Raw genomic sequence first — 22,905 nt, 5'->3', positions numbered from 1 at the left:
ACCCTGTGATGCCCATCCTGCGTGCCGGTGTTAATTAGACGTTAATAGCACATTCCTCTCTGCTGGATTTTAGCCGAGAAAAATTTAACGCGCCGACTTCAGAATTTTCTGGCGTCGAAAATTAATTTATTTTTTTATTTGAATTGGGTAATCTTGTCGCTACAGTTTTATTTATTAACCCCATTAGTCAAGGACATTCGTAATGAGTGACGCATTTAAAGTTCTGAACAACATTCGCACATTACGTGCTCAGGCACGTGAGCTGCCATTAACTGACCTGGAAGAGATCCTGGAAAAATTAACCGTCGTTGTAACTGAACGTCGTGAAGAAGTTGAGGCTGAAGAAGCGCAGAACCGCGAAAAAGAAGAAAAACTCTCTAAATATCGCGAAATGCTGCTGGCTGACGGCATCGATCCAAATGAATTACTCGGCGCGCTGGAAACCGGTAAAAAACGCGCCAAGCGCGCGCCGCGTCCGGCTAAGTATTTCTATACCGATGAGAACGGCGAAGAAAAATCTTGGACCGGCCAGGGCCGTACCCCAGCCGCGATTAAAAAGGCGCTGGACGCAGGCAAAAACCTAGACGATTTCCTGATCGCCTAATTTATCCTATCCTTGCAAAGTGGTAGCCGGTGGCTGATTAAGCCACCGGCTTTTTTATTTTTCCCCCGCCGCCAGCTGGTTGCCGCACAGCGCACGCCTGGCGCTGGCATGCGCAGGGCGATGTCTGGCATAATGGCCGCCGTTTTTTCTTCACTCATCCATGAAAGGTTAATGCCGTGTTAGTAAGCAGCAATATCACCATGCAGTTTGGCAGCAAGCCACTGTTCGAAAATATCTCCGTAAAATTCGGCGGGGGTAATCGTTACGGTTTAATCGGTGCAAACGGCAGCGGTAAATCCACCTTTATGAAAATCCTCGGCGGCGATTTGGCGCCGATCGGCGGTAATGTCTCTTACGATCCCAACGAGCGCATCGGCAAGTTACGGCAGGACCAGTTTGCCTTTGAACAATATAGCGTGCTGGATACCGTCATCATGGGGCACCATGAATTGTGGGCGGTAAAGCAGGAACGCGACCGCATATATGCGCTGTTGGAGATGAGCGAAGAGGAAGGCTATAAAGTCGCGGACCTCGAAGTGCAATATAGCGATATGGACGGCTACAGCGCCGAGTCGCGCGCCGGCGAGTTATTACTCGGCGTGGGCATTCCCATTCAACAGCATTATGGCCCGATGAGTGAAATTGCGCCAGGCTGGAAATTACGCGTGCTGCTGGCGCAGGCCTTATTTTCCAATCCTGATATTTTGTTACTGGATGAACCCACCAACAACCTGGATATTGACACCATTCGCTGGCTGGAGCAGGTGTTGAATGAACGCGACAGCACCATGATCATCATTTCGCACGACCGTCACTTCCTCAATATGGTCTGCACCCACATGGCGGATCTCGATTACGGCGAACTGCGCGTTTATCCCGGCAACTATGACGAGTATATGACGGCAGCCACCCAGGCACGTGAGCGTTTATTATCGGACAACGCCAAGAAAAAAGCGCAGATTGCCGAGCTGCAGTCATTTGTCAGCCGCTTTAGCGCCAACGCCTCTAAATCGCGTCAGGCCACCTCGCGCGCGAAACAAATTGATAAAATTAAGCTGGACGAGGTAAAAGCCTCCAGTCGCCAGAATCCCTTTATTCGTTTTGAGCAAGACAAAAAACTGTTTCGTAATGCACTCGAAGTAGAGGCGTTAACAAAAGGCTTCGATAACGGCCCACTGTTTAAAAAACTCAACCTTCTGCTGGAAGTGGGTGAGAAGCTTGCGGTGCTGGGCGCTAACGGTATCGGTAAAACCACGCTGCTGAAAACGCTGGTCGGCGACCTTGCGCCGGACAGCGGCACAGTGAAATGGTCGGAGAATGCGCGCATTGGCTATTACGCGCAGGATCACGCCGCCGACTTTTCCGACCACCTGACCGTTTTCGACTGGATGAGCCAGTGGAAGCAGGAGGGCGACGACGAGCAGGCGGTGCGCAGCATCCTGGGACGTCTGCTGTTCAGCCAGGACGACATCAAAAAGCCGGCGAAGGTGCTCTCTGGCGGTGAGAAAGGACGCATGCTGTTTGGCAAGCTGATGATGCAGAAGCCCAACATTTTGATCATGGACGAACCTACCAACCACCTCGATATGGAATCCATCGAATCGCTGAACATGGCGCTGGAGATGTATGAAGGCACGCTGATTTTCGTCTCGCACGACCGCGAGTTCGTCAGCTCGCTGGCGACGCGCATGCTGGAGATCAAAGAGGACCGCGTAATCGACTTTACCGGCAACTACGAAGACTACCTACGCAGGCGGAGTCGCGCAAGCGGTGCCGTCGCGTCTGCACAGATCGCCTGATCTCCAGCCAGGGCATGCAGAGGGCGAACGCCGCTGCGTTCAGCCCCTCAAACTAAAACGTCCTGCGCCATTTCTGGCGCGGTACGTTTTGCTTTCAGGCACCAGCCTGCCGTCCGCCGCTCAGCGGTAGGCGTCAGAAGCCGAGCCGCACACCTCTCAGTGCGCATCCTGCGCCACTTTCACGCTGCGAAACTCTGCGCTCAGGGTGTCATACATCAGCAGCCTGGCGGCGGTGAGCGTGCCAAACGCCGTCAGCACCTTGATCGCCTCCATCGCACTAATCACGCCCACCAGCGGTGCCATCACGCCCGCCTCCACGCAGCTCAGCGTCTGTTCGCCGAACAGGCGGCTGATGCAGCGGTAGCAGGGCGCGCCCGACTGCCAGGTAAAGACGCTAAGCTGGCCCTCCATGCGGATCGCCGTGCCTGAGACCAGCGGCACGCGCCGCGCGCGGCAGAGCCGGTTCAGCTGCTCGCGCGTCTGCACGTTGTCGGTACAGTCGAGCACGACCTGCTGCCCGGCGATCAGCGCCTCAAGCGCATGCTCCTCGAGCTGGCCGTCAACGACGTCAATCTGCGTATGGGGGTTGATGGCGGCCAGGCTCTCCGCTGCCGACGCCACCTCGTCGCGGCCGATATCGGCGTCATAGTGCCGACGCCTGTCGCCCCCAGATAGGGCGCCGCAGTCCAGCCCAGCCCGCCGAGACCGACGATCAGCGCGCGGCTCGCCTTGAGCTTTTACTGGCCGTCGAAGTCAAAGCCGCGCAGCACGATCTGTCGGTTGTAGCGCAGCATCTCTTTATCGCTGAGTTCGGGCAGCATCTATCCCTCCAGCAGCGCGTTAAAAGGCTCAACCTCGCCCCATTCACCCGGCTCGACCGCGCCGCGCTCGCGCTCCAGCACGATAAAGCAGTTGGCGGCGGCGAAGGAGCTGAAGACGTGCGAACCCTGGTGGCCGGTGCTGTGCACCTTCAGCTCGCCGTCGGCGCCGCAGCGCATCACGCCATACTGAAAGTCGAGGCGGCCCGGGGATTTCTTCAGCCACGAGGCAGCGCGCGCGCGCAGGCGCGGCGGCAGCGGCTGTACCAGCTGATTGAAGGTGACCGCAGCCGATACCGGGTTACCCGGAAGGCCGTAGAACCAGCCGTTGGCGAGGCAGCCGAAGGCGAAGGGCTTGCCGGGCTTGATGCCCAGCCTTCCAGAAGGAGGATCGCCTGGGCACGACGCTGGCCGTCTCAGGCATCTCCTTTCCCGCTTTCGCGCTCGGCATGCTGCTGATGCAGGTGTTCTTCGTCGAGCTGGGCTGGCTGCTCACCGTCGGCGCCGACAGCTGGCAGCACTATATTCTCCCCTCTATTACGCTGGGCGCCGCGGTGGCGGCGGTAATGGCGTGCTTTATCCGCTCGGCCTTCGTGGAGGTGATGCAAGAGGACTATATGCGCACCGCGCGCGCCAAAGGGGTGCGCGAATCGCTGGTGGTAGTCACAAGCACGGCCTGCGCAACTCAATGATCCCGGTGGTTACCATTATGGGCCTGCAGTTCGGCCTTCTGCTCGGCGGCTCGATTGTGGTGGAGGTGGTGTTCAACTGGCCGGGACTGGGCCGCCTGCTGGTGGACTCGGTGGAGATGCGCGACTACCCGGTGATCTAGGCCGAGGTGCTGCTATTTTCGCTGGAGTTTATCCTGATTAACCTGATTGTCGATCTGCTTTATGCGGCAATTAATCCCGCCATTCGCTACAAGTAAGGAGTCGCAATGAAAAACTGGCGACGCGAAGCGGTGCTGAAAAGCCTGCCGCTGAACAGGGAACATCGGGTGCGCACTCCCTGGCGCGAGTTCTGGCGGCGCTTTCGCCGTCAGCCGGTGGCGATGGCGGCGGGGCTGTTTGTCCTGCTGCTGATCGTGCTGGCCTTTATCGCCCCGCTTATCGCGCCGTTCGACGCGGAGAACTATTTTGACTATGACCGGCTTAATCAGGGGCCGTCGCTGATGCACTGGTTTGGCGTCGACTCTCTGGGACGCGATATTTTCTCCCGCGTGCTGGTGGGCACGCGCATCTCGCTGATTGCTGGCTTCTTCTCCGTGGCGATCGGCGCGGCCATCGGCACGCTGTTCGGCCTGCTGGCGGGCTACTACGAGGGCGCCTGGGATCGCATCACCATGTGCATCTGCGACGTGCTGTTCGCGCTTCCCGGCATTTTGCTGGCGATCGCCGTGGCGGCGATCATGGGCAGCGGCATGAGCAATGTGATCGTCGCGGTGGCGATTTTCAGCATTCCCGCTTTTGCCCGCCTGGTGCGCGGCAACACGCTGATGCTGAAGCATCAGACCTATATCGAGTCGGCGCGCAGCATAGGCGCCTCGGACGCCACCATTCTGCTGCGCCATATCCTGGCCCGGCACGGTGTCGTCCATCGTGGTCTACTTCACCATGCGAATCGGCACCTCGATTATCACCGCCGCCAGCCTATCGTTTCTTGGCCTTGGCGCGTAGCCGCCGACGCCGGAGTGGGGCGCAATGCTCAACGAGGCGCGTGCCGATATGGTGCTGGCGTCGCACGTGGCGATTTTTCCCAGCCTGGCTATTTTCCTCACGGTTTTAGCATTTAATTTGCTTGGCGACGCGCTCGATCCTAAACTCAAGACATGAAAAAATTTGACTACGAGCAAGACTTTAAAACCATCGACTTTCGCCAACATCCGGAGTTGTATCCGGTCGGGCGCGGCGAGCAGGGTGTGCTGATGGTGGAGCCTTATAAAAGCGAGATTCTGCCGCACTGGCGCTTTCGCACCGTGCCGATCGCAAAGGCGTCAGCGGCGGAGCTGATGGAGCTGTTTGAGGGCTATCGCGCGCGCCGCTATAGCAACAATAAGGGCGGGCGCAAGTACGACGCCGACGGCAATGAGCTGCCGCGCGGCTTCGATGAAGAAAAGGCCGCTGCGGCGGCCATTTTTAAAGGCTACTGGGATCGCTTGCGCGAAGATGAGGACTATCTGGCGCGCAAGCAGGCGCACCAGAAGCGCTATGGTTAGACGCGCGTGCCTCCATCAGCGGAATGACGTCGTCCACGTGCGGGTAAGGGTTGACATAGTACAGGCGCACCCAGACGCCGAGCTTCGCCAGCTGTTCGCACTGGCCCACCATGCTGGTTTTCACCGGCTGGCCGTTCCAGAAGCCGGTGCGGTGTTTAATGTCGACGCCGTAGGCGGAGGTGTCCTGCGAGATCACCAGCAGCTCTTTCACGCCCGCTGCCACCAGACGTCTCGCCTCGTCCAGCACCTCGCCGATGGTGCGGCTGTCGAGATCGCCGCGCATTGAGGGAATGATGCAGAAGGTGCAGCGATGGTTGCAGCCTTCGGAAATCTTCAGGTAGGCGTAGTGGCGCGGCGTCAGCTTGACGCCCTGTTTCGGTACTAGGCTTAAAAAGGGATTGTGCTGCGGCTTTGGCACATAGGTGTGCACATGCGACAGCACCTGTTCATAGCTGTGTGGGCTGGTGATCTCAAGCACTTTGGGATGCACTTCGCGGATCAGATCCACTTTCGCGCCGAGACAGCCGGTCACGATAACCTTGCCGTTTTCGTTCAGCGCCTCGCCGATCGTCTCCAGCGACTCCTGCACCGCGCTGTCGATAAAGCCGCAGGTGTTACGATAACAATTTCCGCATCGTCATAGCCCGGGGCACCACGTCGTAGCCTTCTGTGCGCAGTTCGGTCAGGATGCGCTCCGAATCGACCAGGTTTTTAGGACAGCCAAGCGAGATAAAGCCCACGCGCGGCGGCAGTGTTGTTGTTGTATTAGACATGGCTCTGTTTTCAGGTTCAGCACAGCGATGGCGCGCGATTCTACCTGTGTTGCGGCGAAAATTGTAGCGTTATCTATGGGGGTAATTCTGGCGATGAGCGGCCGCGCTTATCGGGCGGCATAAACGCCAATATCCCTGTATTTGTTAATGAATTAAGGGGCAGTGCGCCCGGCGGGAAAGGTAAATAACTGCAAACGTCACGGACGAATATTTAACGGCTAACCTCTGGATATCCCCGCGAAAATTTCCCCTCAACTACCGTCGCCTGCGTCAACAAATTTTATAGGGTTAAGTTTAGCGCGGGCCGATGCTTAAATTCGGTATTCAAATTTGCTGTGAATTCAATAATAAGCAGATAAAAAGGCAGCTGCGTGCGCATCGCCGCAGTCGACGAAGTGGATAATGTGTGAGCGGAACAATGAAAGAGATCGTTAAAGGATTTCTGAACTTTCAACAGAATGTATTTCCTGAAAGGAAGGATCTTTTCAAAAGCCTGGCGTCGAATCAAAATCCAAAGGCGCTGTTTATCTCCTGTTCTGACAGCCGTTTAGTCCCTGAACTGGTGACCCAGCAGGAGCCAGGCCAGCTGTTCGTGATCCGCAACGCGGGCAATATCGTGCCGCCGTTCGGTCCGGAGCCGGGCGGCGTGTCGGCCACCATCGAGTATGCAGTTATGGGGCTGGGCGTAAGTGAAATCATCATCTGCGGCCACTCCGACTGCGGTGCGATGAACGCCATCGCTTCCTGTCAGTGCATGGACAACATGCCAGCGGTCGATCACTGGCTCCACTATGCCGATGCGGCGAAAACCGTGGTGGAAGAGCGTGACTATGAGACGCCGGAAGCCAAGCTGAACGAAATGGTGAAAGAGAACGTTATCGCCCAGCTGAATAATATCAAGACCCATCCTTCCGTGGCGCTGGCGCTGCGTAAAGGCAAGGTGCGCCTGCACGGCTGGGTGTACTATATCGAGTCGGGCAAAATCATCGCGCTGACCGAAGGCGGCGAAAGCTTTATCTCCCTCTCCGATAACCCGGACACCTGCTTCGAGTAATTCTCCCGCCCGCTGCTCCCGCAGCGGGCGTTTTTCTTCGCTTTCTCCCGGCGCGCTCTCGACAAATTAACTACGCTATTTATACCGATACGCGACTGAAAGCGGCGATTGCCGAGCGCAAACAGCTGGTGACCCAGCCCGGGCTGCGCACGCTGATCGCCAGCACCATGGCGGCAACCGGCTATTGCACGCAAAACAGCGCGCTGTTTCTGGAAATCGAGGTGCGCGACGCTCAGACCGGCAAGCCGATGATCAAGGTGGTGCGTAAGGCGTTCGGCAAACCGCTGAACAATAGCAGCACGCCCATTACCTATGGCGACGTAAAAAGCGCGATTGACGATACGTTCAGCGACGCGGTGCATCTCAGCACCCCCTGAGCAGGCTTATCATGGCAGGGAAGCCATACTTAATCTTTTGTAAAGTCTGAACATTATCGTGTCACGCTGGTACCCTTAAATTCATCCCCTCGCGACTGGAGCACATCATGACCCTATTTACTGCTGCGCTATTACTCGGCGGCGCGCTCACTACTCTCCCCTCGCTGGCGGCGGAGGTGCAAGTGCAGGTTTTACAGGACAAACTCAACCACCCCTGGTCGGTGGCGTTTTTGCCGGACAATCAGACGCTGCTGATCACCGAGCGCAGCGGCCAGCTGCGCAGCTGGCGGCCCGACAGCAGCCTATCGCAGCCGATTGAGGGGGTGCCGCAGGCGGGGGTGCGCCGTCAGGCGGGTCTACTCGATGTGGTGCTGGCGCCGGACTTTGCCCAGAGCCGGCGAGTGTGGCTGAGCTATACCGAGGAAAACAGCAGCGGCCAGCTGGGCGCGGTAATCGGCTACGGCTAGTTCAGCGAGGATAATCGCCGCCTGACCGGCTTTAAAACGGTGGTGCGCCAGACGCCGCAGCTCTCGGCGGGTAATAACCTCGGCACGCGCCTCGCCTTCGACGGCTATCTCTATATCGTGTTCGGCGACAACTTCCACAGCGGCAGCGCACAGGATCTCGATAAGCTCACCGACAAAATCCTGCGTCTCAATCAGGACGGCAGCGTGCCGAAGGACAATCCCTTTGTCAGCCACAGCGGCGCGCGTCCGGAAATCTGGGCCTACGGCCTGCGCAACCCGCAGGGACTGGCCTTTAACCCCTGGACGCAGCAGATGTGGGAGAGCGAGCATGGCCCGCGCGGCGGCGATGAGGTGAATATGCCGCAAAAGGGCAAAAACTACGGCTGGCCGCTGGCGACCCGGGGCATTGACTACAACGGCAGCAACGTGCCGGAATCAAAGGGCAGCCACGCAGAGGGAATGGAACAGCCGGTCTTCTACTAGAAAAACTCGCCGGCGTTGAGAGGCATAGCGTTTTACAACAGTGCCCGCTTCCCGCAGTGGAAAAAATCACTGTTTATCGGCGCGCTTAAAGAGAAGAACCTGATCCGCCTCAGCGTCAATGGTGACAAGGTGGTGGAGGCGTAGCGCCTGCTGACGGATCGCAACGTGCGCCAGGGACCGGACGGCTATCTCTATGTGCTGAACGACGACAACAACGGCAAGCTGCTGAAAGTGGGCCTTGCGCAGGACGCTAGCGCCTCTTGCGGCTAATCAGCGCGCCCAGCGACAGACTTCCCAACCGCGATTCAGCGCCTCCTGGTGTAGCAGCGCGTCGGGATTGATCACCAGCGCATGATCGGCCTACGTCAGCAGAGGCAGGTCGTGCACAGAATCGCTGTAGGCCCAGGTGTAGTGAAACAGGCTCTTAAGCTACAGCGCGCGCCAGTCGGTCAGCCGCGTCACATTATTGCCCTCTTTATAGGTCATGGTTCCGTAGGTCAGGCCGCTGTAGCGGTCGTTAACCACTTCGACGCCGATCGCCAGCGTGCCCGCGTAATAGCGCGCCATCAGCGCCTGCTCTTCGGCCAGCAAACTTTCACGCGCAAACCCCTGTGAAACCAGCCAACGCAGCTACAGGGCGGTACTGTCCTCACAGATGACGGTTTCGTCCAGGTCAAACACGGCTAAGTCCATGGTGGATCTCTTCAGTTGACTCCCAACAGCCTGGCAGAATTTTGTGACGCTCTTAACCGTTCTGCGAAAAATCGGAATTTCACCGGCTTTTCTGTGCGCGCCACAGGGGCGACACTGGCTGGTGCGCTTGGCGCATGCCAAGGTTACTCTACCAAACTCTAGATAACTTTACGGTTGAGCGGTTTTTTTTAGTCGCGTCAGGGGTTAGCGTTTCACTTTGGGAGTTCTGCCCTAAAACCGCGATTTAACATGGAATGCCAGCGTACATGACGACTATTCACACTTCTCGCCGCCTGCGGCAGGCCGCCGCCGCTTCCTTACTGCTTTTTCTCGCCCCCGTGGCCCTTGCCATAGACGCGCCTGCCCCGCCGCAGGTCGAAGCCAAAGCCTGGATTTTAATGGATTACGCCAGCGGCAAGGTGCTGGCGGAGGGCAACGCGGACGATCGGCTCGATCCCGCCAGCCTGACCAAAATGATGACCAGCTACATGGTCGGCCAGACGCTTAAGTTGGGCAAAATCAAACGCGACGATATGGTGACAGTGGGCCAGGACGCCTGGGTGACGGGCAATCCAAAGCTGAAGGGCTCCTCGCTAATGTTTCTCAAGCCCGGCGATCGCATTCCGGTCTCTGAGCTGAATAAAGGCATCATGATCCAGTCTGGCAACGACGCCTGTATCGTACTGGCGGACTATGTCGCCGGCAGCCAGGACGCCTTTATCGGCCTGAGAACAACTACGTGAAGGCATTCGGGCTGAAAAATACCCACTTTATGACGGTGCACGGGCTGGATGCCGAGGGGCAGTACAGCACCGCGCGCGATATGGCGCTGATCCGCGACGTGCCCGACGAGTATGCGCTGAACAAAGAGAAAGAGTTCACTTTCAACCATATTCGCCAGATGAACCGCAACCGGCTGCTCTGGAGCACCAACCTGCAGGTGGACGTTATTAAAACCGGCCATACCTCAGGCGCCGGCAACAACCTGGTCGCCTCCGCCTCCGAAAACTATATGCGGTTGATCTCCGTGGTGCTCGGCACCGCCACCGACGCCGCGCGCTTCCGCGAGAGCGAAAAGCTGCTTACCTAGGGCTTCCGCTTCTTTGAAACCGTCACGCCGATCAAGGCGGACAAGCCGTTCGCCCAACAGCGCGTCTGGTTTGGCGATCGCAAAGAGGTCAATCTAGGCGTCGAGAAAGATGCGGTGCTGACAGTGCTGACGGTGCCGAAAGGGCAGATGAAGAACCTGAAGGCGAGCTACACCCTGACCACGCCGCAGCTGGAAGCGCCGCTGAAGAAAAATCAGGTGGTGGGCACCATCGATTTACTGCTGGACGGCAAAACCATTGAGCAGCGTCCGCTGGTGGTGATGGAGGAGGTGCCGGAGGGCAATTTCTTCAGCCGCATCGTCGATTTCGTGCTGATGCAGGTCCACTCGCTGTTCGGTAAGTGGTTTAGTTAAAACGAGCGCGCTGTTAGCGCTGAGCAGACGCGGATGGCATGGGCCGATCGCAAAGTCGCTCAAGGCATCCCTGCGCGCTCGGCCCGCGACATCCCTGTCGCGGGACGCTTTGCTCCTCTGCTTATGCCATCCGCTTTCAGACTATGGGGTTGCCTGTCAGTGCTATCCGCATTACGGCCAGCGCGCTGCACGCTTGCTTAATCCTGAATCCAGCCCTTGCGTATCGGCAGCGCGAACAGCGCGCGATAGAGTTCATGAACCGTCGCCAGCATGCGCGCGCCGTAGCTCTGCCAGGCGAGGTGCGACGCCAGACAGCCGAGCAGCCCCACCAGAAATCCGCCCAGCATATCCATCGGCCAGTGTACGCCGAGATAGGCGCGTGACCAAGCGATGGCGCAGCCGACCGCCAGCAGGATCACGCCCGACCAGCGTCGATGCCAGAACAGAAAGGCCAGCGCGAAGGTGAAAATGGTGGTGCCGTGGTAGCTGGGATAGGAGTCGTCCGGCGCGTGATGCAGAAACTGATAGCCCAGCCCGATCGCGAAGGGGCGGGGATGCGGCAGCAGCTGGCCAATACACCAGGAGATGGCCAGCGCGTAAATCAGCGCCATGCCGGTTTTCAGCACCAGCACGCGCTGGGAGGCGACCCGGTCGCGCGGTCCCCACAGCCAGAGCGCGACAATCAGCAGCGGCACGATAGCGATAAGAGCTTTGGCGATAAAGGTCGCCAGCGCCAGCGCCAGCAGCCAGGTGGGCGAGGCCGGAGTGGCGTTGATCAGGAGAAACAGTGAGTGGTTTAACGCTTCCATCGGGGTAAACAGTCCTCATCGGGTGCGCCTGCGCGGCGCACAAAATGTCAAAAGCAAAGGGTATCCTGGCGGCGCAGGCCAGCGGCGTATATAGCGCCCGCTCCTAAATGACATGCAGGTTGCAGAACGGTTTAAGTTTGATGATCTCCCGTCATCCGTGCGGCGTGCATGGGAAAGGGCAAATAGCAGACATAAAAAAGCCCGTCAGTATAAAACTGGCGGGCTCCTTAATTTGGGGATTTCAAAGAAAAGCAGTGGCACCTATTCAGTGCTGAGCCTTAACAAAAAAGTTCTGGACTGCAGCAAAAAAATCTTATAGAGGCAAAATCGGCCAGATAATCACGATCAGCGTACCCGCCAGCGTCAGCAGCACGTTGGCGATAGCGTAGGTGCCCGCGTAGCCCAGCGCCGGGATATTGCTGCGCGCGGTATCGCAGATAATCTCCATCGCCGGCGCGCAGGTGCGGGCGCCCATAATGGCGCCGAACAGCAGCGCGCGGTTCATGCGCAGCACATAGGCGCCGAACAGATAGCAAATCACTACCGGCAATAGGCTCACCAGCAGGCCGCACAGCAGCATCAGCACGCCCTCGTTGCCCATGCCGTGACTGATGCCGCTGCCGGCGCTCAGGCCGACGCCCGCCATAAACACCATCAGGCCGAACTCTTTCACCATGGTCAACGCGCCCTGCGGGATATAGCCGAAGGTCGGATGGTTAGCGCGCAGGAAGCCCAGCATAATGCCGGCGAATAAGAGCCCGGCGGCGTTGCCGATGCCGAAGCTGAAGTTGCTGAACTGGAAGGTGATCAGGCCGATCATCAGGCCGACGATAAAAAAGGCGCAAAACGCCAGCAGATCGGTTCCCTGGCGGTGGATGGCGATAAAGCCGATGCGGTCCGCCACGTTTTTTACGCGCTTCGCCTCGCCGCTCACCTGCAGGATATCGCCCTTGTGCAGCATAATGCTGTCGTCGATCGGCATCTCAATCTGGCTGCGGATCACGCGGTTAAGAAAACAGCCGTGATCCGTCAGGTTGAGCTTGCTGAGGCGCTTGTTCACCGCGTTATGGTTTTTCACAACGATCTCTTCCGTCACGATGCGCATATCGAGCAGGTCGCGGTCAAAGACCTCTTTGCCGTTGCGGAAGCTGGCGTCGAGGCGCGCGTGGGCGTCAGGGTAGCCTACCAGCGAGATATCGTCGCCAGGTTGCAGCACCGCGTCGCCGTCGGGGCTGGCGAGAATGCCGTTGCGGCGGATGCGTTCGATATAGCAGCCGGTCTGGCGATAGATCCCCAGCTCGCGCAGGTTTTTGCCGCCGCTCCACGCCACTAGCTCCGGGCCGACGCGATAGGCGCGGATCACCGGCAGAAAGACTTTACGCTGGCTGTCGGCGTTGAGGCCGCGCTCGCGCGCGATCTGCTGTGCGCTGGTGGGCAGATCCTGATGCTGCAGGCGTGGCAGGTAGCGCGCGCCGAAGATCAGGCTCACCAGGCCAATCAGGTAGGTAAACGCATAGCCGAGGCTGAGGTGATCCTGCATCAGCGCCAGCTGCCCGCCATCGCTCATGCTTTGTCGCAGCGTGTCGCCTGCGCCTACCAGCACCGGCGTCGAGGTCATGGAGCCCGCCAGCATGCCTGCCGTCTGGCCGATATCCCAGCCGAAAAGCTTGCCAAAGCCGAGCGCCAGCAGCAGGGCGCTGACCACCATCACGGTCGCCAGCATGAAATAGTTTTTGCCGTCGCGAAAGAAAATAGAAAAAAAGTTAGGCCCCGCCTCTACGCCGACGCAAAAAATAAACAGCATAAAGCCCAGGCTGAGGGCATTGGTATTAATCGCAAAATGTTGCTGTCCGAGTAATAAAGAAACAACTAACACGCCAATGGAATTTCCTAACTGCACCGAACCCAGGCGCAATTTACCTAGGCACAGCCCGAGCGCCAGAACGACAAATAATAACAGAACATCATTTCCGCTTAACAAATTTGCGACGTTTATATTCACTGTTTAACTTCTTATTTACGTGTAAACTGTTGATGAAAAGCTTTTTTTCGCAATCTATTGCAGGCCGCACACTGCCTGCCTTTTTCCGCTGGAAAAGGCTAGGTTGCAGACGACGCATATTCTAATCATAAAAGTCACCTTCAGCCACGTGCGGAAACTTTTCTCCAGCCGATGGCCTGTTTCATTTTATTTCCACCAGATCCCGGCAGGTTGTTGTCATTATAATGATTTTCGATAAGTGGGGTGATATGCCACAGCGTTCCTTGCGCTGGATGAGTGCGATGTTAGGCGTCGCGCTTTACAGTCTGGTGTTTATTTATGCGCAGCGTTTCTGGCTGGCTGGCTGGCTGGCGACGCGGAGCGGCCAGCCGGAGCTGCTGCTGTTTCTGCTGCCCGGCGCGGTGATGGCGCTGCTGCATGCGGAAAGTCTGTTAAAGAGCACGCTGCTGATGGCGCTGTGGGGCACGCTGCTGCCCAACGGCGCGCTGCTGGCGCGCACAAGCCTAACCATGCTGTCAGCGTGGAGCCTGAGCGCACTGTTCTGGGCGGGAAGCGGGGCGCTGCTGCTGCGCATCATCTGGCGCTGAGCGCAAAAAAAACGGGCCGTTGCGGCCCGTTTGTCAGCGTCAGTAAGACTCAGGCGCCTGCGCCGAGGTTAGCCTGCGTCCAAGCGACAAAATCGGTGTAGCCGCCGATATGCTGCTCATCAACGAAAATCTGCGGCACGGTGCTCACCGGTTTGCCCGCGCTTTTCTCCAGATCCGCTTTGGTGATGCCTTCCGCCTGGATATTGATATACTGATAGGTGAAGTCGTCACGCTCAGCGCTGAGCTTGTCGGCCAGCTCTTTTGCCCGCACGCAGTAGGGGCAGCCTGGACGACCAAAAATAACGGTAACCATGAAACGCTCCTTAATTCAGACACCTTTAATGTGACTCGCGTCACAAAAGGCCAGGGTGAATGGTCAACATGATGCCCGCTCAAAGCGCTTAAGAAAAGCAGAAAATGCCTGTTAGTCTGATGCGCCTCGTCTATGAAAGTCTGTGAAGCTTGACCATAATTGACAACCTGAACCCGGTGCGAAGCAGGAGAAAGCCGATGCAAAATGTGACGCGTTTACCGAAAGCGCTGCTGCTGATCGGCATTCTGCTTATGCTGCCCGCCGCCTGGCTGTTGATGTGTCGTACCGCCCAGGCCATGGCGCCGCAGCTGTTGGATCGCACCGCTAAAAAAACTGACACTCGCCGGAGACCCTAATGACACCAACTATCGATTTATTGTGCAGCCACCGCTCCATTCGCGCCTTTACGGACCAGGCGATTAGCGCGGAACAGCGCGAAGCGATCATCGCCGCGGCGCAATCGGCGTCCACCTCCAGCTTTCTGCAGTGCTCCTCGATTATTCGCGTCACCGATCCCACGCTGCGTCAGCAGCTGGTGACCTTGACCGGCGGTCAGCAGTGGGTGGCGGACGCCGCCGAGTTCTGGGTATTCTGCGCCGACTTCAACCGCCATCTGCAAATCTGCCCCAATGCGCAGCTGGGACGCGCGGAACAGCTGCTGCTGGGCTGCGTCGATACCGCGCTAATGGCGCAAAATGCCATGGTCGCCGCTGAATCGCTCGGCCTCGGCGGCGTCTTTATCGGCGGCATCCGCAACAGCATCGCTCAGGTCACCGATCTGCTCGGCCTGCCGAAGTTCGTGCTGCCGCTGTTTGGCTTCTGCATCGGCTACCCGGATGCGGTGCCGGATGTCAAGCCGCGCCTGCCGCAGGCGATGCTGGTGCATGAAAACAGCTATCAGCCGGTCGATCAGCAGGTGCTGGCCGACTACGACAGCCGCACGGCGATCTACTATGAGCAGCGCGACAGCAACCAGCGGAGCGAAACTTGGAGCGAGCTGATCCGGCGTTTGATTATCAAAGAGACACGTCCCTTTATGCTCGACTACCTGCATCAGCAGGGCTGGGCGACACGCTAAACCCGCAAGGATCGATGATGAAAATTGCCATCCTGTCGCGCGACGGCGAACTTTACTCCTGCCGGCGCTTGCGTGAGGCAGCTGCGCTGCACGGACATGAGATTCAGGTCATTGCTCCGCTCTCCTGCTACATGAACATCAACCCGGCGTCGCCGGCGGTACACTACCGCGGCGAAGCGCTCGGCCACTTCGACGCGGTGATTCCGCACATCGGCTCTGCGACCACTTTTTACGGCACCACGGTGCTGCACCAGTTCGAAATGTGTGGCAGCTATTCGCTCAACGAATCGGTCGCCATTACCCGCGCCCGCTATAAGCTGCGCTCGCTGCAGCTGCTGGCGCGCCAGGGGATTGATATGCCGGTGACCGGCTTCGCCTCGTCGCCGGACGACACTCAGGATTTGATCGCCATGGTGGGCGGCACGCCGCTGGTGGTGAAGCTGATGGAGGGCACTCAGGGCATCGGCGTGTTGCTGGCGGAGACGCGGCAGGCGGCGGAGAGCGTGATCGACGCCTTTCGCGGCCTGAATGCCCATATTCTGGTGCAGGAGTTTATCCAGGAGGCGCAGGGGCGCGACGTGCGCTGTCTGGTGATCGGCGACGAAGTGGTGGCGGCCATCGAGCGCACGGCCAAAGAGGGCGACTTTCGCTCGAACCTGCACCGCGGCGGCAGCGCCCGCCCGGTGGCGATCATGCCGCAGGAGCGGGCGATCGCAGTGAAAGCGGCTGCCACGCTCGGGCTGGAAGTGGCGGGCGTCGATATCCTGCGCGCCCGTCGCGGGTCGCTAGTGATGGAGGTCAACGCCTCTCCTGGGCTGGAAGGCATCGAAACCGCGACCGGCATCGACATCACCGCCATGATGATCCGCCGGATTGAACGTCATACCTTGCCCGGTTTCAGTCTTAAAACCGGCGGCTGAGGCGCGCTTTTCAGCGGTTTTCGTAGCGTCCACGCCATTTTTTCCGTAAGCTTGGTCGCCTATTTCTTCACTCCTTGGGACACTACGATAAATTCTCTTGTCGTTCCGGATATCCACCTGTTACGTCGCTGGCTGGATCAGCAAAATATCACTTGTTCGAATGTGATGCCTGTCAGGCACTCCATCTGCCGCATATGCAAAACTTCGATGGGGTGTTTGACGCCAAAATCGATCTGGTCGACAACGTTATTCTCTTTCTCCGCGCTGGCGGAGGTGAAGCCGACGGCGCTGATCCCGCTGATCGTCTGTCAGTCGCTCGGCACCAGCGCCGGGCTGACTTTCGGTCAGTTCGCCGCCTTTATGAAGCAGAGCGAAGAGCAGCTCTCCATGGTGATCATGGAAGCCTTCGCCAATAATCTGCTGATGATGGGCGAAGAAGAGGAGGAGCGTCCGCTCGCCAGCTTCAGCCATTCGCTGCTGCACTGACGCGGCCGCCTCGCATGCCCTGTTTTAACTGCCGCTTTATACGGCAGTTTCTGTTTTATCCCCGCCATTTTTTATTCTGCTTTTCGCCCGCTGCTGCCAGATATTTCTCGTGGTTTATGCCAATCCTGCCAGACCAAATAGCACAAACATGCATAACATATCGCTAAAAGGCGTTTTTTAAGCTGGGGTCTGGTAGAGAAAGGGCACTGCCGCTATTCTTGCGGAGCTGTATCAGGCGCGCATTCGCAGCGCAGGTATCAGTTTTTGCTATTAAACTCTCAGTGAATATTGATTCATAATATCGGTGAATTTATACCCCGCTTGCTGCACCGGGAGCCCGGTCTGGCCAGATTGAGATGAGCCGCTCAGGAGGAAATAAAAAAGATGTCTAATCAGAAAAAATGGTTGTTAGGGGCGATTGCTGGTGTGTTGATGGCCGCCTCTGCAGGCTCGATGGCGGAAGATAAAACGCTGCATGTCTATAACTGGTCAGATTATATCTCTGCCGATACCGTGCCAAACTTTGAAAAACAGACCGGCGTGAAGGTGGTCTACGACGTCTTTGATTCCAACGAAGTGCTGGAAGGCAAGTTGATGGCGGGCAGTACCGGCTACGACGTGGTGGTGCCATCTTCCAGCTTCCTGGCGCGCCAGCTGCAGTCCGGCGTATTCCAGCCGCTCGACAAGAGCAAGCTGGCGAACTACAAGAACCTCGATCCTGAGCTAATGCAGAAGGTCGAACAGCACGATCCCGACAATAAATACGCTATTCCCTATCTGTGGGGCACCACCGGCATCGGCTACAACGTCGAGAAGGTGAAGGCGACGCTGGGCGCCGACGCGCCGGTCAACAGCTGGGATCTAGTGCTGAAGCCGGAAAATCTTGAGAAGCTGAAAAGCTGCGGCGTCTCCTTCCTTGACGCGCCGGAAGAGATCTTCGCTACCGTGCTGAACTATCTCGGCAAAGATTCCAACAGCGCTGACGCCAAAGACTACACCGGCGCAGCCACCGGTCTGCTGCTGAAGCTGCGTCCCAGCATCCGCTATTTCCACTCGTCGCAGTACATTAACGATCTGGCGAACGGCAATACCTGCGTCGCCATCGGCTGGTCCGGCGATATCCTGCAGGCGAAAAACCGTGCCAATCAGGCGAAAAACGGCGAGCACCTCGCCTACAGCGTGCCGAAAGAGGGCGCGCTCGCCTTTTTTGACATGATGGCGATCCCGAAAGACGCGAAAAACCTCGACGCCGCCTATCAATGGCTGAACTACATCATGGATCCGAAAGTCATTGCCGACGTTTCCAATAAGATGTCCTACGCTAACGGTAACAAGGCGTCACTGCCGCTGATCAACGCCGACATTCGCAACAGCCCGGGCATCTTCCCGACGCCGGAGGCGATGTCGAAGCTCTTTGTGCTCAAGGTGCAGGATCCGAAACTGGATCGCGCGCGCACCCGCGCCTGGACGCGAGTGGAAAGCGGCAAATAAGCGGCTGATTGCGTAGAGGCAAGCTTACAACCTGGAACAGAGGCGCTGCGCTGGCCTCTGTTTTCTCTTTTTGCGGCTGGCTTAGCCGTTCCGTGTCAACCGGAGTGAACTGTTAGTGAACGACGCGATCCCCCGTCCTCAACCTAAAACCGTAAAGGCGCTCACGCCCTTGCTGGAGATCCGCAACCTGATCAAATCGTTTGACGGGCAGCACGCCGTCGACGACGTCAGCCTGACCATCTATAAAGGCGAGATTTTTGCGCTGCTCGGTGCCTCCGGCTGCGGTAAGTCGACGCTGCTGCGCATGCTGGCGGGCTTCGAGCCGCCGACCAGCGGCCAGATCGTGCTGGACGGGCAGGATCTCTCCCACGTGCCGCCCTACCAGCGCCCGGTCAATATGATGTTTCAGTCATACGCGCTGTTTCCCCATATGACGGTCGAGCAGAACATCGCCTTCGGCCTCAAACAGGACCGGCTGCCGAAGGGCGAAATCGCGGCTCGCGTCGCGGAGATGTTGGCGCTGGTGCATATGCAGGAGTTTGCGAAGCGCAAGCCGCATCAGCTCTCCGGCGGTCAGCGTCAGCGCGTGGCGCTGACGCGTAGCCTGGCGAAGCGGCCCAAGCTGCTGCTTCTCGACGAGCCGATGGGCGCGCTGGACAAAAAGCTGCGCGATCGCATGCAGCTGGAAGTGGTGGATATTCTTGAGCGCGTTGGCGCTACCTGCGTGATGGTGACTCATGATCAGGAAGAGGCGATGGCCATGGCGGGACGCATCGCCATTATGAACCGCGGCAAATTCGTTCAGATTGGCGAGCCGGAGGAGATCTACGAGCATCCGACCACCGTCTACAGCGCCGAATTTATCGGCTCGGTCAACGTTTTCAGCGGCATGCTGCGTGAGCGCCAGGAAGATGGCCTGGTGATCGACAGTCCCGGGCTGGTGCATCCGCTGAAGGTCGATTCCGATATCTCGGTGCTGGACAACGTGCCGGTGCACGTCGCGCTGCGGCCTGAAAAGGTGATGCTGTGCGAAGAGGTGCCGGCGGACGGCTACAACTTCGCCGTCGGCGAGGTGGTGCATATCGCCTACCTCGGCGACCTCTCGATCTATCACGTGCGGCTGAAAAGCGGGCAGATGATCAGCGCTCAGCTGCAGAACGCCCACCGTTTCCGCAAGGGACAGCCGACCTGGGGCGACGAAGTGCGTATCTGCTGGGATGTCGACAGCTGCGTTGTGTTAACGGCTTAAGGAGGCGCAATGAGTCAACTTTCTCACTCAGGCAAACCGCCCGGCACGCTGGCTGGGACGCTGCTGCAGCGCTGGGCGACGCGCATGAAAATGCGCCACGGCCGCAAGCTGGCGATCGCGCTGCCCTATCTCTGGCTGGTGCTCTTCTTCCTGCTGCCGTTTTTGATGATGTTGAAGATCAGCTTCGCCGATATCGCGCGCGCCATTCCGCCCTATACCGAGCTGATTAGCTGGGCTGACGACCACCTCAATATCGTGCTCAACCTCGGCAACTACCTGACGCTGACTGACGATTCGCTCTATGTGGACGCCTATCTGCAGTCGCTGAAGGCGGCGGCGATTTCGACCCTGTTCTGCCTGCTGGTGGGCTATCCGCTCGCCTGGGCGGTGGCGCACAGCAAGCCGTCGATGCGCACCATCCTGCTGCTGCTGGTGATCCTGCCGTCGTGGACCTCGTTTCTGGTGCGCGTCTACGCCTGGATGGGGCTGCTGAACAACAACGGCATTCTGAACCGCTTTCTGCTGTGGCTGGGGGTGATCGACCATCCGCTGGTGATCCTCTACACCAATATAGCGGTCTATATCGGCATAGTTTACTGCTATCTGCCCTTTATGGTGCTGCCGATCTATACCGCGCTGACGCGCATCGACTATTCGCTGGTGGAAGCCTCACTCGACCTCGGCGCCAGGCCGCTGAAAACCTTTTTCAGCGTGATTGTGCCGCTGACCAAAGGCGGCATTATCGCCGCCTCGATGCTAGTGTTTATTCCGGCGGTGGGCGAGTACGTCATTCCGGAACTGCTGGGCGGACCGGACAGCATTATGATCGGCCGCATTCTGTGGCAGGAATTCTTCAACAACCGCGACTGGCCGGTCGCCTCAGCGCTGGCGGTGATTATCCTGCTGATTTTGATTTTGCCGATTGTCTGGTTCCACAAGCACCAAAACCGTGAAATGGGAGAAAAAGCATGAATCAGCTTCCTGCGATCCGCTCGCCGTGGCGTACCGCGATTCTGGCCGGCGGCTTCCTGTTTCTCTATGCGCCGATGCTGCTGCTGGTGGTCTACTCCTTTAACAGCTCGCAGCTGGTCACGGTATGGGAGAGCTTCTCTTTCCACTGGTATCGCGTCCTGTTTCAGGACGAGGCCATGCTCAACGCGGTGGTGCTCAGCCTGACCATCGCCGCGCTCAGCTCCACCATAGCGGTGGTGCTGGGGACGCTGGCGGCGTTAGTTGTGGTGCGCTTCGGCCGGTTTCGCGGTCATACCGGCTTCGCCTTTATGCTGACGGCGCCGCTGGTGATGCCCGACGTGATTACCGGCCTGTCGCTGCTGCTGCTGTTCGTCGCCATGGGCAATGCCTTCGGCTGGCCGAGCGATCGCGGCATGCTCACCATCTGGCTGGCGCATGTCACCTTCTGTACCGCCTATGTGGCGGTGGTGATCAACTCGCGCCTGCGCGAGCTGGATCGCTCGATAGAAGAGGCGGCGATGGACCTCGGCGCGACGCCGCTGAAGGTCTTTTTCGTGATTACCGTGCCGATGATCGCGCCAGCGATCGTAACCGGCTGGCTGCTCGCCTTTACTCTGTCGCTGGATGACCTGGTGATCGCCAGCTTCGTCACCGGACCGGGCGCCACCACCTTGCCGATGGCGATTTTCGCTACCGTGCGCCGCGGCGTCAATCCGGAGATCAACGCGCTGGCCTCGCTGATCCTCTTTATCGTCGGGCTGGTGGGCTTTATCGCCTGGCGCTGGATGGCCCATGAGGAAAAGCAGCGTATTCGCGATATTCAGAAAGCCAGACGTTAGCGTGGTGACGGAGCCTGCCAATGTCGGAAGCCCTGAAGAACAACAATTTTCTCTCTCGCGCCCGCGCGCGCGCCCGTACCGGTTACGGTCGCGGGCATCGCCATTATCGCCACGCGCTGCCTGAGCGTGCTGATGCTGGCGAACGAGCTGGGCGTTGAGGTGATCCTGAACTTCGTTCATCGCAGCGCGCAGGCCTGGGATTCTAAGCTTATCTTTATCGCCAGCCAGCTTATTTTTTCTATGAGCTGCTCTGCGCCTTTCTGCTGCTGCGCGGCAGCAACTCGGGGAGCTGGGGCTTTGCGGCGACGCAGCTTATCGTGCTGCTCTATATGCTGCTGGCCTCGACCGGCGCCGTCTACCCGGAGATTTTCAGCACCAGCGGCGCGAACAATGCGCAAATCATTCACCATACGCTGATGCAAAAGCTGCCCGATCTGCTGGTGCTGGGACTGCTGTTTGTGCCGGCCGGCAGCCGCGTATTTTTCCGCAAGCGGTGATACAATCGCGCTCCGCCCGACCTTCCCACGATTAACACAGGCCTTACCCGATGCAATGCGCGCTCTATAACGCCGACCTCTGCCGTTCATGCCAGTGGCTGGAAAAATCCTATTCGCAACAGCTCCGCGACAAGCAGACGCGGCTGGAAGCACTGCTGGCGCAGCAGCCGGTCGCGCAGTGGCTGCCGCCGGTCACCTCGGTGCAGCAGGCGTTCCGCAACAAAGCGAAGATGGTGGTCAGCGGCAGCGTGGAGCGTCCGGTGCTGGGCATGGTACAGCGCGACGGCACGGCGGTGGATCTCACCGCCTGTCCGCTCTATCCCGCCAGCTTCGCGCCGGTATTTGCCATGCTGAAACCCTTCATCGCCCGCGCGGGCCTAACGCCCTATAACTTGGCGCGCAGGCGCGGCGAGCTGAAGTTTCTGCTGCTGACCGAAAACAGCCAGGGCGGCATGATGCTGCGCTCCAGAGAGAAGCTGGCTCAGCTGCGCGCCGCGCTGCCGTGGCTGCAGCAGTAATTGCCGCAGCTTCAGGTCATCTCCGCAAATATTCAGCCGGTGCATATGGCTGATTCTGGAAGGGGAGGAGGAGATCGCGCTGACGCCGGCGCAGTCGCTGGCGGAGAGCTTCAATCAGGTGCCGCTCTGGATCCGGCCGCAAAATTTCTTCCAGACCAATCCGCAGGTCGCCACCGCGCTATCTATTCCAGCTGCAATCAGGAAAGCATGGCGCAGGATATCGCACGTCTGGCGGACTATTGCGTCACGCGCGTGCAGCTGTTCGATATTTTTCCCCATACCGTGCACTTCGAGGTACTCTGCTTGCTGACACGGCGGGAGAAATCGGGCGGGCCAGCGTCCTGACGGCCTGAATCAGGGACGATGCAAAACCGGTCAGACTCTTGTCCGCTGGCCCAA

16 protein-coding genes and 11 pseudogenes are annotated in these 22,905 nt (G+C 58.5%); 20 read left to right on the top strand and 7 right to left on the bottom strand.

The window, feature by feature from the left end:
* Window positions 1-202: 202 nt before the first annotated feature.
* Both EIO60_RS04745 and EIO60_RS04740 read left to right on the top strand, forming a co-directional pair.
* On the top strand, window positions 203-604 hold the full coding sequence (locus EIO60_RS04745) for an H-NS family histone-like protein (protein WP_258576038.1): 402 nt from the start codon (window positions 203-205) through the stop codon (window positions 602-604).
* Window positions 605-780: 176 nt separating this feature from the next.
* The gene (locus EIO60_RS04740; protein ID WP_258576037.1) at window positions 781-2,403 is read left to right on the top strand and encodes an ABC-F family ATPase; all 1,623 of its coding nucleotides are present in this window, start codon (window positions 781-783) and stop codon (window positions 2,401-2,403) included.
* Window positions 2,404-2,559: 156 nt separating this feature from the next.
* Here EIO60_RS04740 and EIO60_RS04735 read toward each other — a convergent pair.
* Window positions 2,560-3,224 (bottom strand): annotated as a pseudogene (locus EIO60_RS04735) (ThiF family adenylyltransferase).
* Window positions 3,225-3,599: pseudogene (locus EIO60_RS04730) on the bottom strand (molybdopterin molybdotransferase MoeA); the annotation flags it as partial. It abuts the pseudogene before it with no gap.
* A gap of 11 nt (window positions 3,600-3,610) precedes the next feature.
* On the opposite strand from EIO60_RS04730, the pseudogene EIO60_RS04725 reads away from it, so the two are divergent.
* The 3 genes and pseudogenes from EIO60_RS04725 to EIO60_RS04715 all read left to right on the top strand — a co-directional run.
* Window positions 3,611-4,149: pseudogene (locus EIO60_RS04725) on the top strand (ABC transporter permease subunit); the annotation flags it as partial.
* Between the two features lie 9 nt (window positions 4,150-4,158).
* A pseudogene (gsiD, locus tag EIO60_RS04720) lies at window positions 4,159-5,053 on the top strand (glutathione ABC transporter permease GsiD).
* The gene (locus tag EIO60_RS04715; protein WP_258576036.1) at window positions 5,050-5,436 is read left to right on the top strand and encodes a DUF4385 family protein; all 387 of its coding nucleotides are present in this window, start codon (window positions 5,050-5,052) and stop codon (window positions 5,434-5,436) included. Before gsiD ends, EIO60_RS04715 begins: the two are co-directional and overlap by 4 nt.
* Before the next feature lie 13 nt (window positions 5,437-5,449).
* On the opposite strand, the pseudogene EIO60_RS04710 reads toward EIO60_RS04715, so the two are convergent.
* Window positions 5,450-6,209: pseudogene (locus EIO60_RS04710) on the bottom strand (radical SAM protein); the annotation flags it as partial.
* A 418-nt stretch (window positions 6,210-6,627) separates the two neighbouring features.
* On the opposite strand from EIO60_RS04710, the gene EIO60_RS04705 reads away from it, so the two are divergent.
* The 3 genes and pseudogenes from EIO60_RS04705 to EIO60_RS04695 all read left to right on the top strand — a co-directional run bounded on the left by EIO60_RS04705 (window position 6,628) and on the right by EIO60_RS04695 (window position 8,860).
* Window positions 6,628-7,263, top strand: a complete 636-nt coding sequence (locus EIO60_RS04705) for a carbonic anhydrase (RefSeq protein ID WP_258576069.1) — start codon at window positions 6,628-6,630, stop codon at window positions 7,261-7,263.
* Window positions 7,264-7,391: 128 nt separating this feature from the next.
* The gene (locus EIO60_RS04700) at window positions 7,392-7,640 is read left to right on the top strand and encodes a DUF3313 family protein (RefSeq protein WP_258576035.1); all 249 of its coding nucleotides are present in this window, start codon (window positions 7,392-7,394) and stop codon (window positions 7,638-7,640) included.
* A 107-nt stretch (window positions 7,641-7,747) separates the two neighbouring features.
* Window positions 7,748-8,860 (top strand): annotated as a pseudogene (locus EIO60_RS04695) (PQQ-dependent sugar dehydrogenase).
* Here EIO60_RS04695 and EIO60_RS04690 read toward each other — a convergent pair.
* Window positions 8,861-9,283, bottom strand: a pseudogene (locus tag EIO60_RS04690) (HAD family hydrolase). It abuts the pseudogene before it with no gap.
* A 266-nt stretch (window positions 9,284-9,549) separates the two neighbouring features.
* Here EIO60_RS04690 and EIO60_RS04685 point away from each other — a divergent pair.
* A pseudogene (locus EIO60_RS04685) lies at window positions 9,550-10,745 on the top strand (serine hydrolase).
* Between the two features lie 197 nt (window positions 10,746-10,942).
* On the opposite strand, the gene ybjG reads toward EIO60_RS04685, so the two are convergent.
* On the bottom strand, window positions 10,943-11,554 hold the full coding sequence (gene ybjG, locus EIO60_RS04680; RefSeq protein WP_258576034.1) for an undecaprenyl-diphosphate phosphatase: 612 nt from the start codon (window positions 11,552-11,554) through the stop codon (window positions 10,943-10,945).
* A 313-nt stretch (window positions 11,555-11,867) separates the two neighbouring features.
* Window positions 11,868-13,556, bottom strand: a complete 1,689-nt coding sequence (locus EIO60_RS04675) for an aspartate:alanine antiporter (RefSeq protein WP_258576033.1) — start codon at window positions 13,554-13,556, stop codon at window positions 11,868-11,870.
* Between the two features lie 248 nt (window positions 13,557-13,804).
* Here EIO60_RS04675 and ybjM point away from each other — a divergent pair, with 248 nt between their 5' ends.
* On the top strand, window positions 13,805-14,143 hold the full coding sequence (gene ybjM, locus EIO60_RS04670) for an inner membrane protein YbjM (protein ID WP_258576032.1): 339 nt from the start codon (window positions 13,805-13,807) through the stop codon (window positions 14,141-14,143).
* A 49-nt stretch (window positions 14,144-14,192) separates the two neighbouring features.
* On the opposite strand, the gene EIO60_RS04665 is transcribed toward ybjM, so the two are convergent.
* Entirely contained in the window at window positions 14,193-14,456 is a 264-nt protein-coding gene (locus EIO60_RS04665; RefSeq protein WP_258576031.1) for a GrxA family glutaredoxin, read from the bottom strand.
* Between the two features lie 197 nt (window positions 14,457-14,653).
* On the opposite strand from EIO60_RS04665, the gene EIO60_RS04660 reads away from it, so the two are divergent.
* From EIO60_RS04660 to EIO60_RS04615, 10 genes and pseudogenes are all read left to right on the top strand, one after another.
* Window positions 14,654-14,812: a DUF1418 family protein gene (locus tag EIO60_RS04660; protein ID WP_258576030.1), complete on the top strand. Its 159-nt coding sequence runs from the start codon at window positions 14,654-14,656 to the stop codon at window positions 14,810-14,812.
* Window positions 14,812-15,534, top strand: a complete 723-nt coding sequence (gene nfsA / locus EIO60_RS04655; RefSeq protein ID WP_258576029.1) for an oxygen-insensitive NADPH nitroreductase — start codon at window positions 14,812-14,814, stop codon at window positions 15,532-15,534. The genes EIO60_RS04660 and nfsA overlap by 1 nt, the downstream gene beginning before the upstream one ends.
* A 17-nt stretch (window positions 15,535-15,551) precedes the next feature.
* Window positions 15,552-16,454: a 30S ribosomal protein S6--L-glutamate ligase gene (gene rimK, locus EIO60_RS04650; protein ID WP_258576068.1), complete on the top strand. Its 903-nt coding sequence runs from the start codon at window positions 15,552-15,554 to the stop codon at window positions 16,452-16,454.
* Between the two features lie 87 nt (window positions 16,455-16,541).
* Window positions 16,542-16,940, top strand: a pseudogene (locus EIO60_RS04645) (type III secretion system chaperone family protein).
* 384 nt (window positions 16,941-17,324) lie between these two features.
* The gene (potF, locus tag EIO60_RS04640; protein ID WP_258576028.1) at window positions 17,325-18,431 is read left to right on the top strand and encodes a spermidine/putrescine ABC transporter substrate-binding protein PotF; all 1,107 of its coding nucleotides are present in this window, start codon (window positions 17,325-17,327) and stop codon (window positions 18,429-18,431) included.
* A 115-nt stretch (window positions 18,432-18,546) separates the two neighbouring features.
* Window positions 18,547-19,680: a putrescine ABC transporter ATP-binding subunit PotG gene (gene potG, locus EIO60_RS04635; RefSeq protein ID WP_258576027.1), complete on the top strand. Its 1,134-nt coding sequence runs from the start codon at window positions 18,547-18,549 to the stop codon at window positions 19,678-19,680.
* A 9-nt stretch (window positions 19,681-19,689) separates the two neighbouring features.
* The gene (gene potH, locus EIO60_RS04630) at window positions 19,690-20,652 is read left to right on the top strand and encodes a putrescine ABC transporter permease PotH (RefSeq protein ID WP_258576026.1); all 963 of its coding nucleotides are present in this window, start codon (window positions 19,690-19,692) and stop codon (window positions 20,650-20,652) included.
* Window positions 20,649-21,491: a putrescine ABC transporter permease PotI gene (potI, locus tag EIO60_RS04625; RefSeq protein WP_258576025.1), complete on the top strand. Its 843-nt coding sequence runs from the start codon at window positions 20,649-20,651 to the stop codon at window positions 21,489-21,491. The genes potH and potI overlap by 4 nt, the downstream gene beginning before the upstream one ends.
* A 126-nt stretch (window positions 21,492-21,617) precedes the next feature.
* Window positions 21,618-21,988, top strand: a pseudogene (locus tag EIO60_RS04620) (YbjO family protein).
* Window positions 21,989-22,038: 50 nt separating this feature from the next.
* Window positions 22,039-22,851, top strand: a pseudogene (locus EIO60_RS04615) (class I SAM-dependent methyltransferase).
* Window positions 22,852-22,905 lie beyond the last annotated feature (54 nt).

The organism is Candidatus Pantoea persica (genome assembly GCF_013753875.1).
Taxonomy (GTDB): Bacteria; Pseudomonadota; Gammaproteobacteria; order Enterobacterales; family Enterobacteriaceae; genus Pantoea; species Pantoea persica.
Note: the sequence above shows the minus strand (reverse complement) of the source record. Positions and strands in the feature narration are given on the sequence as shown.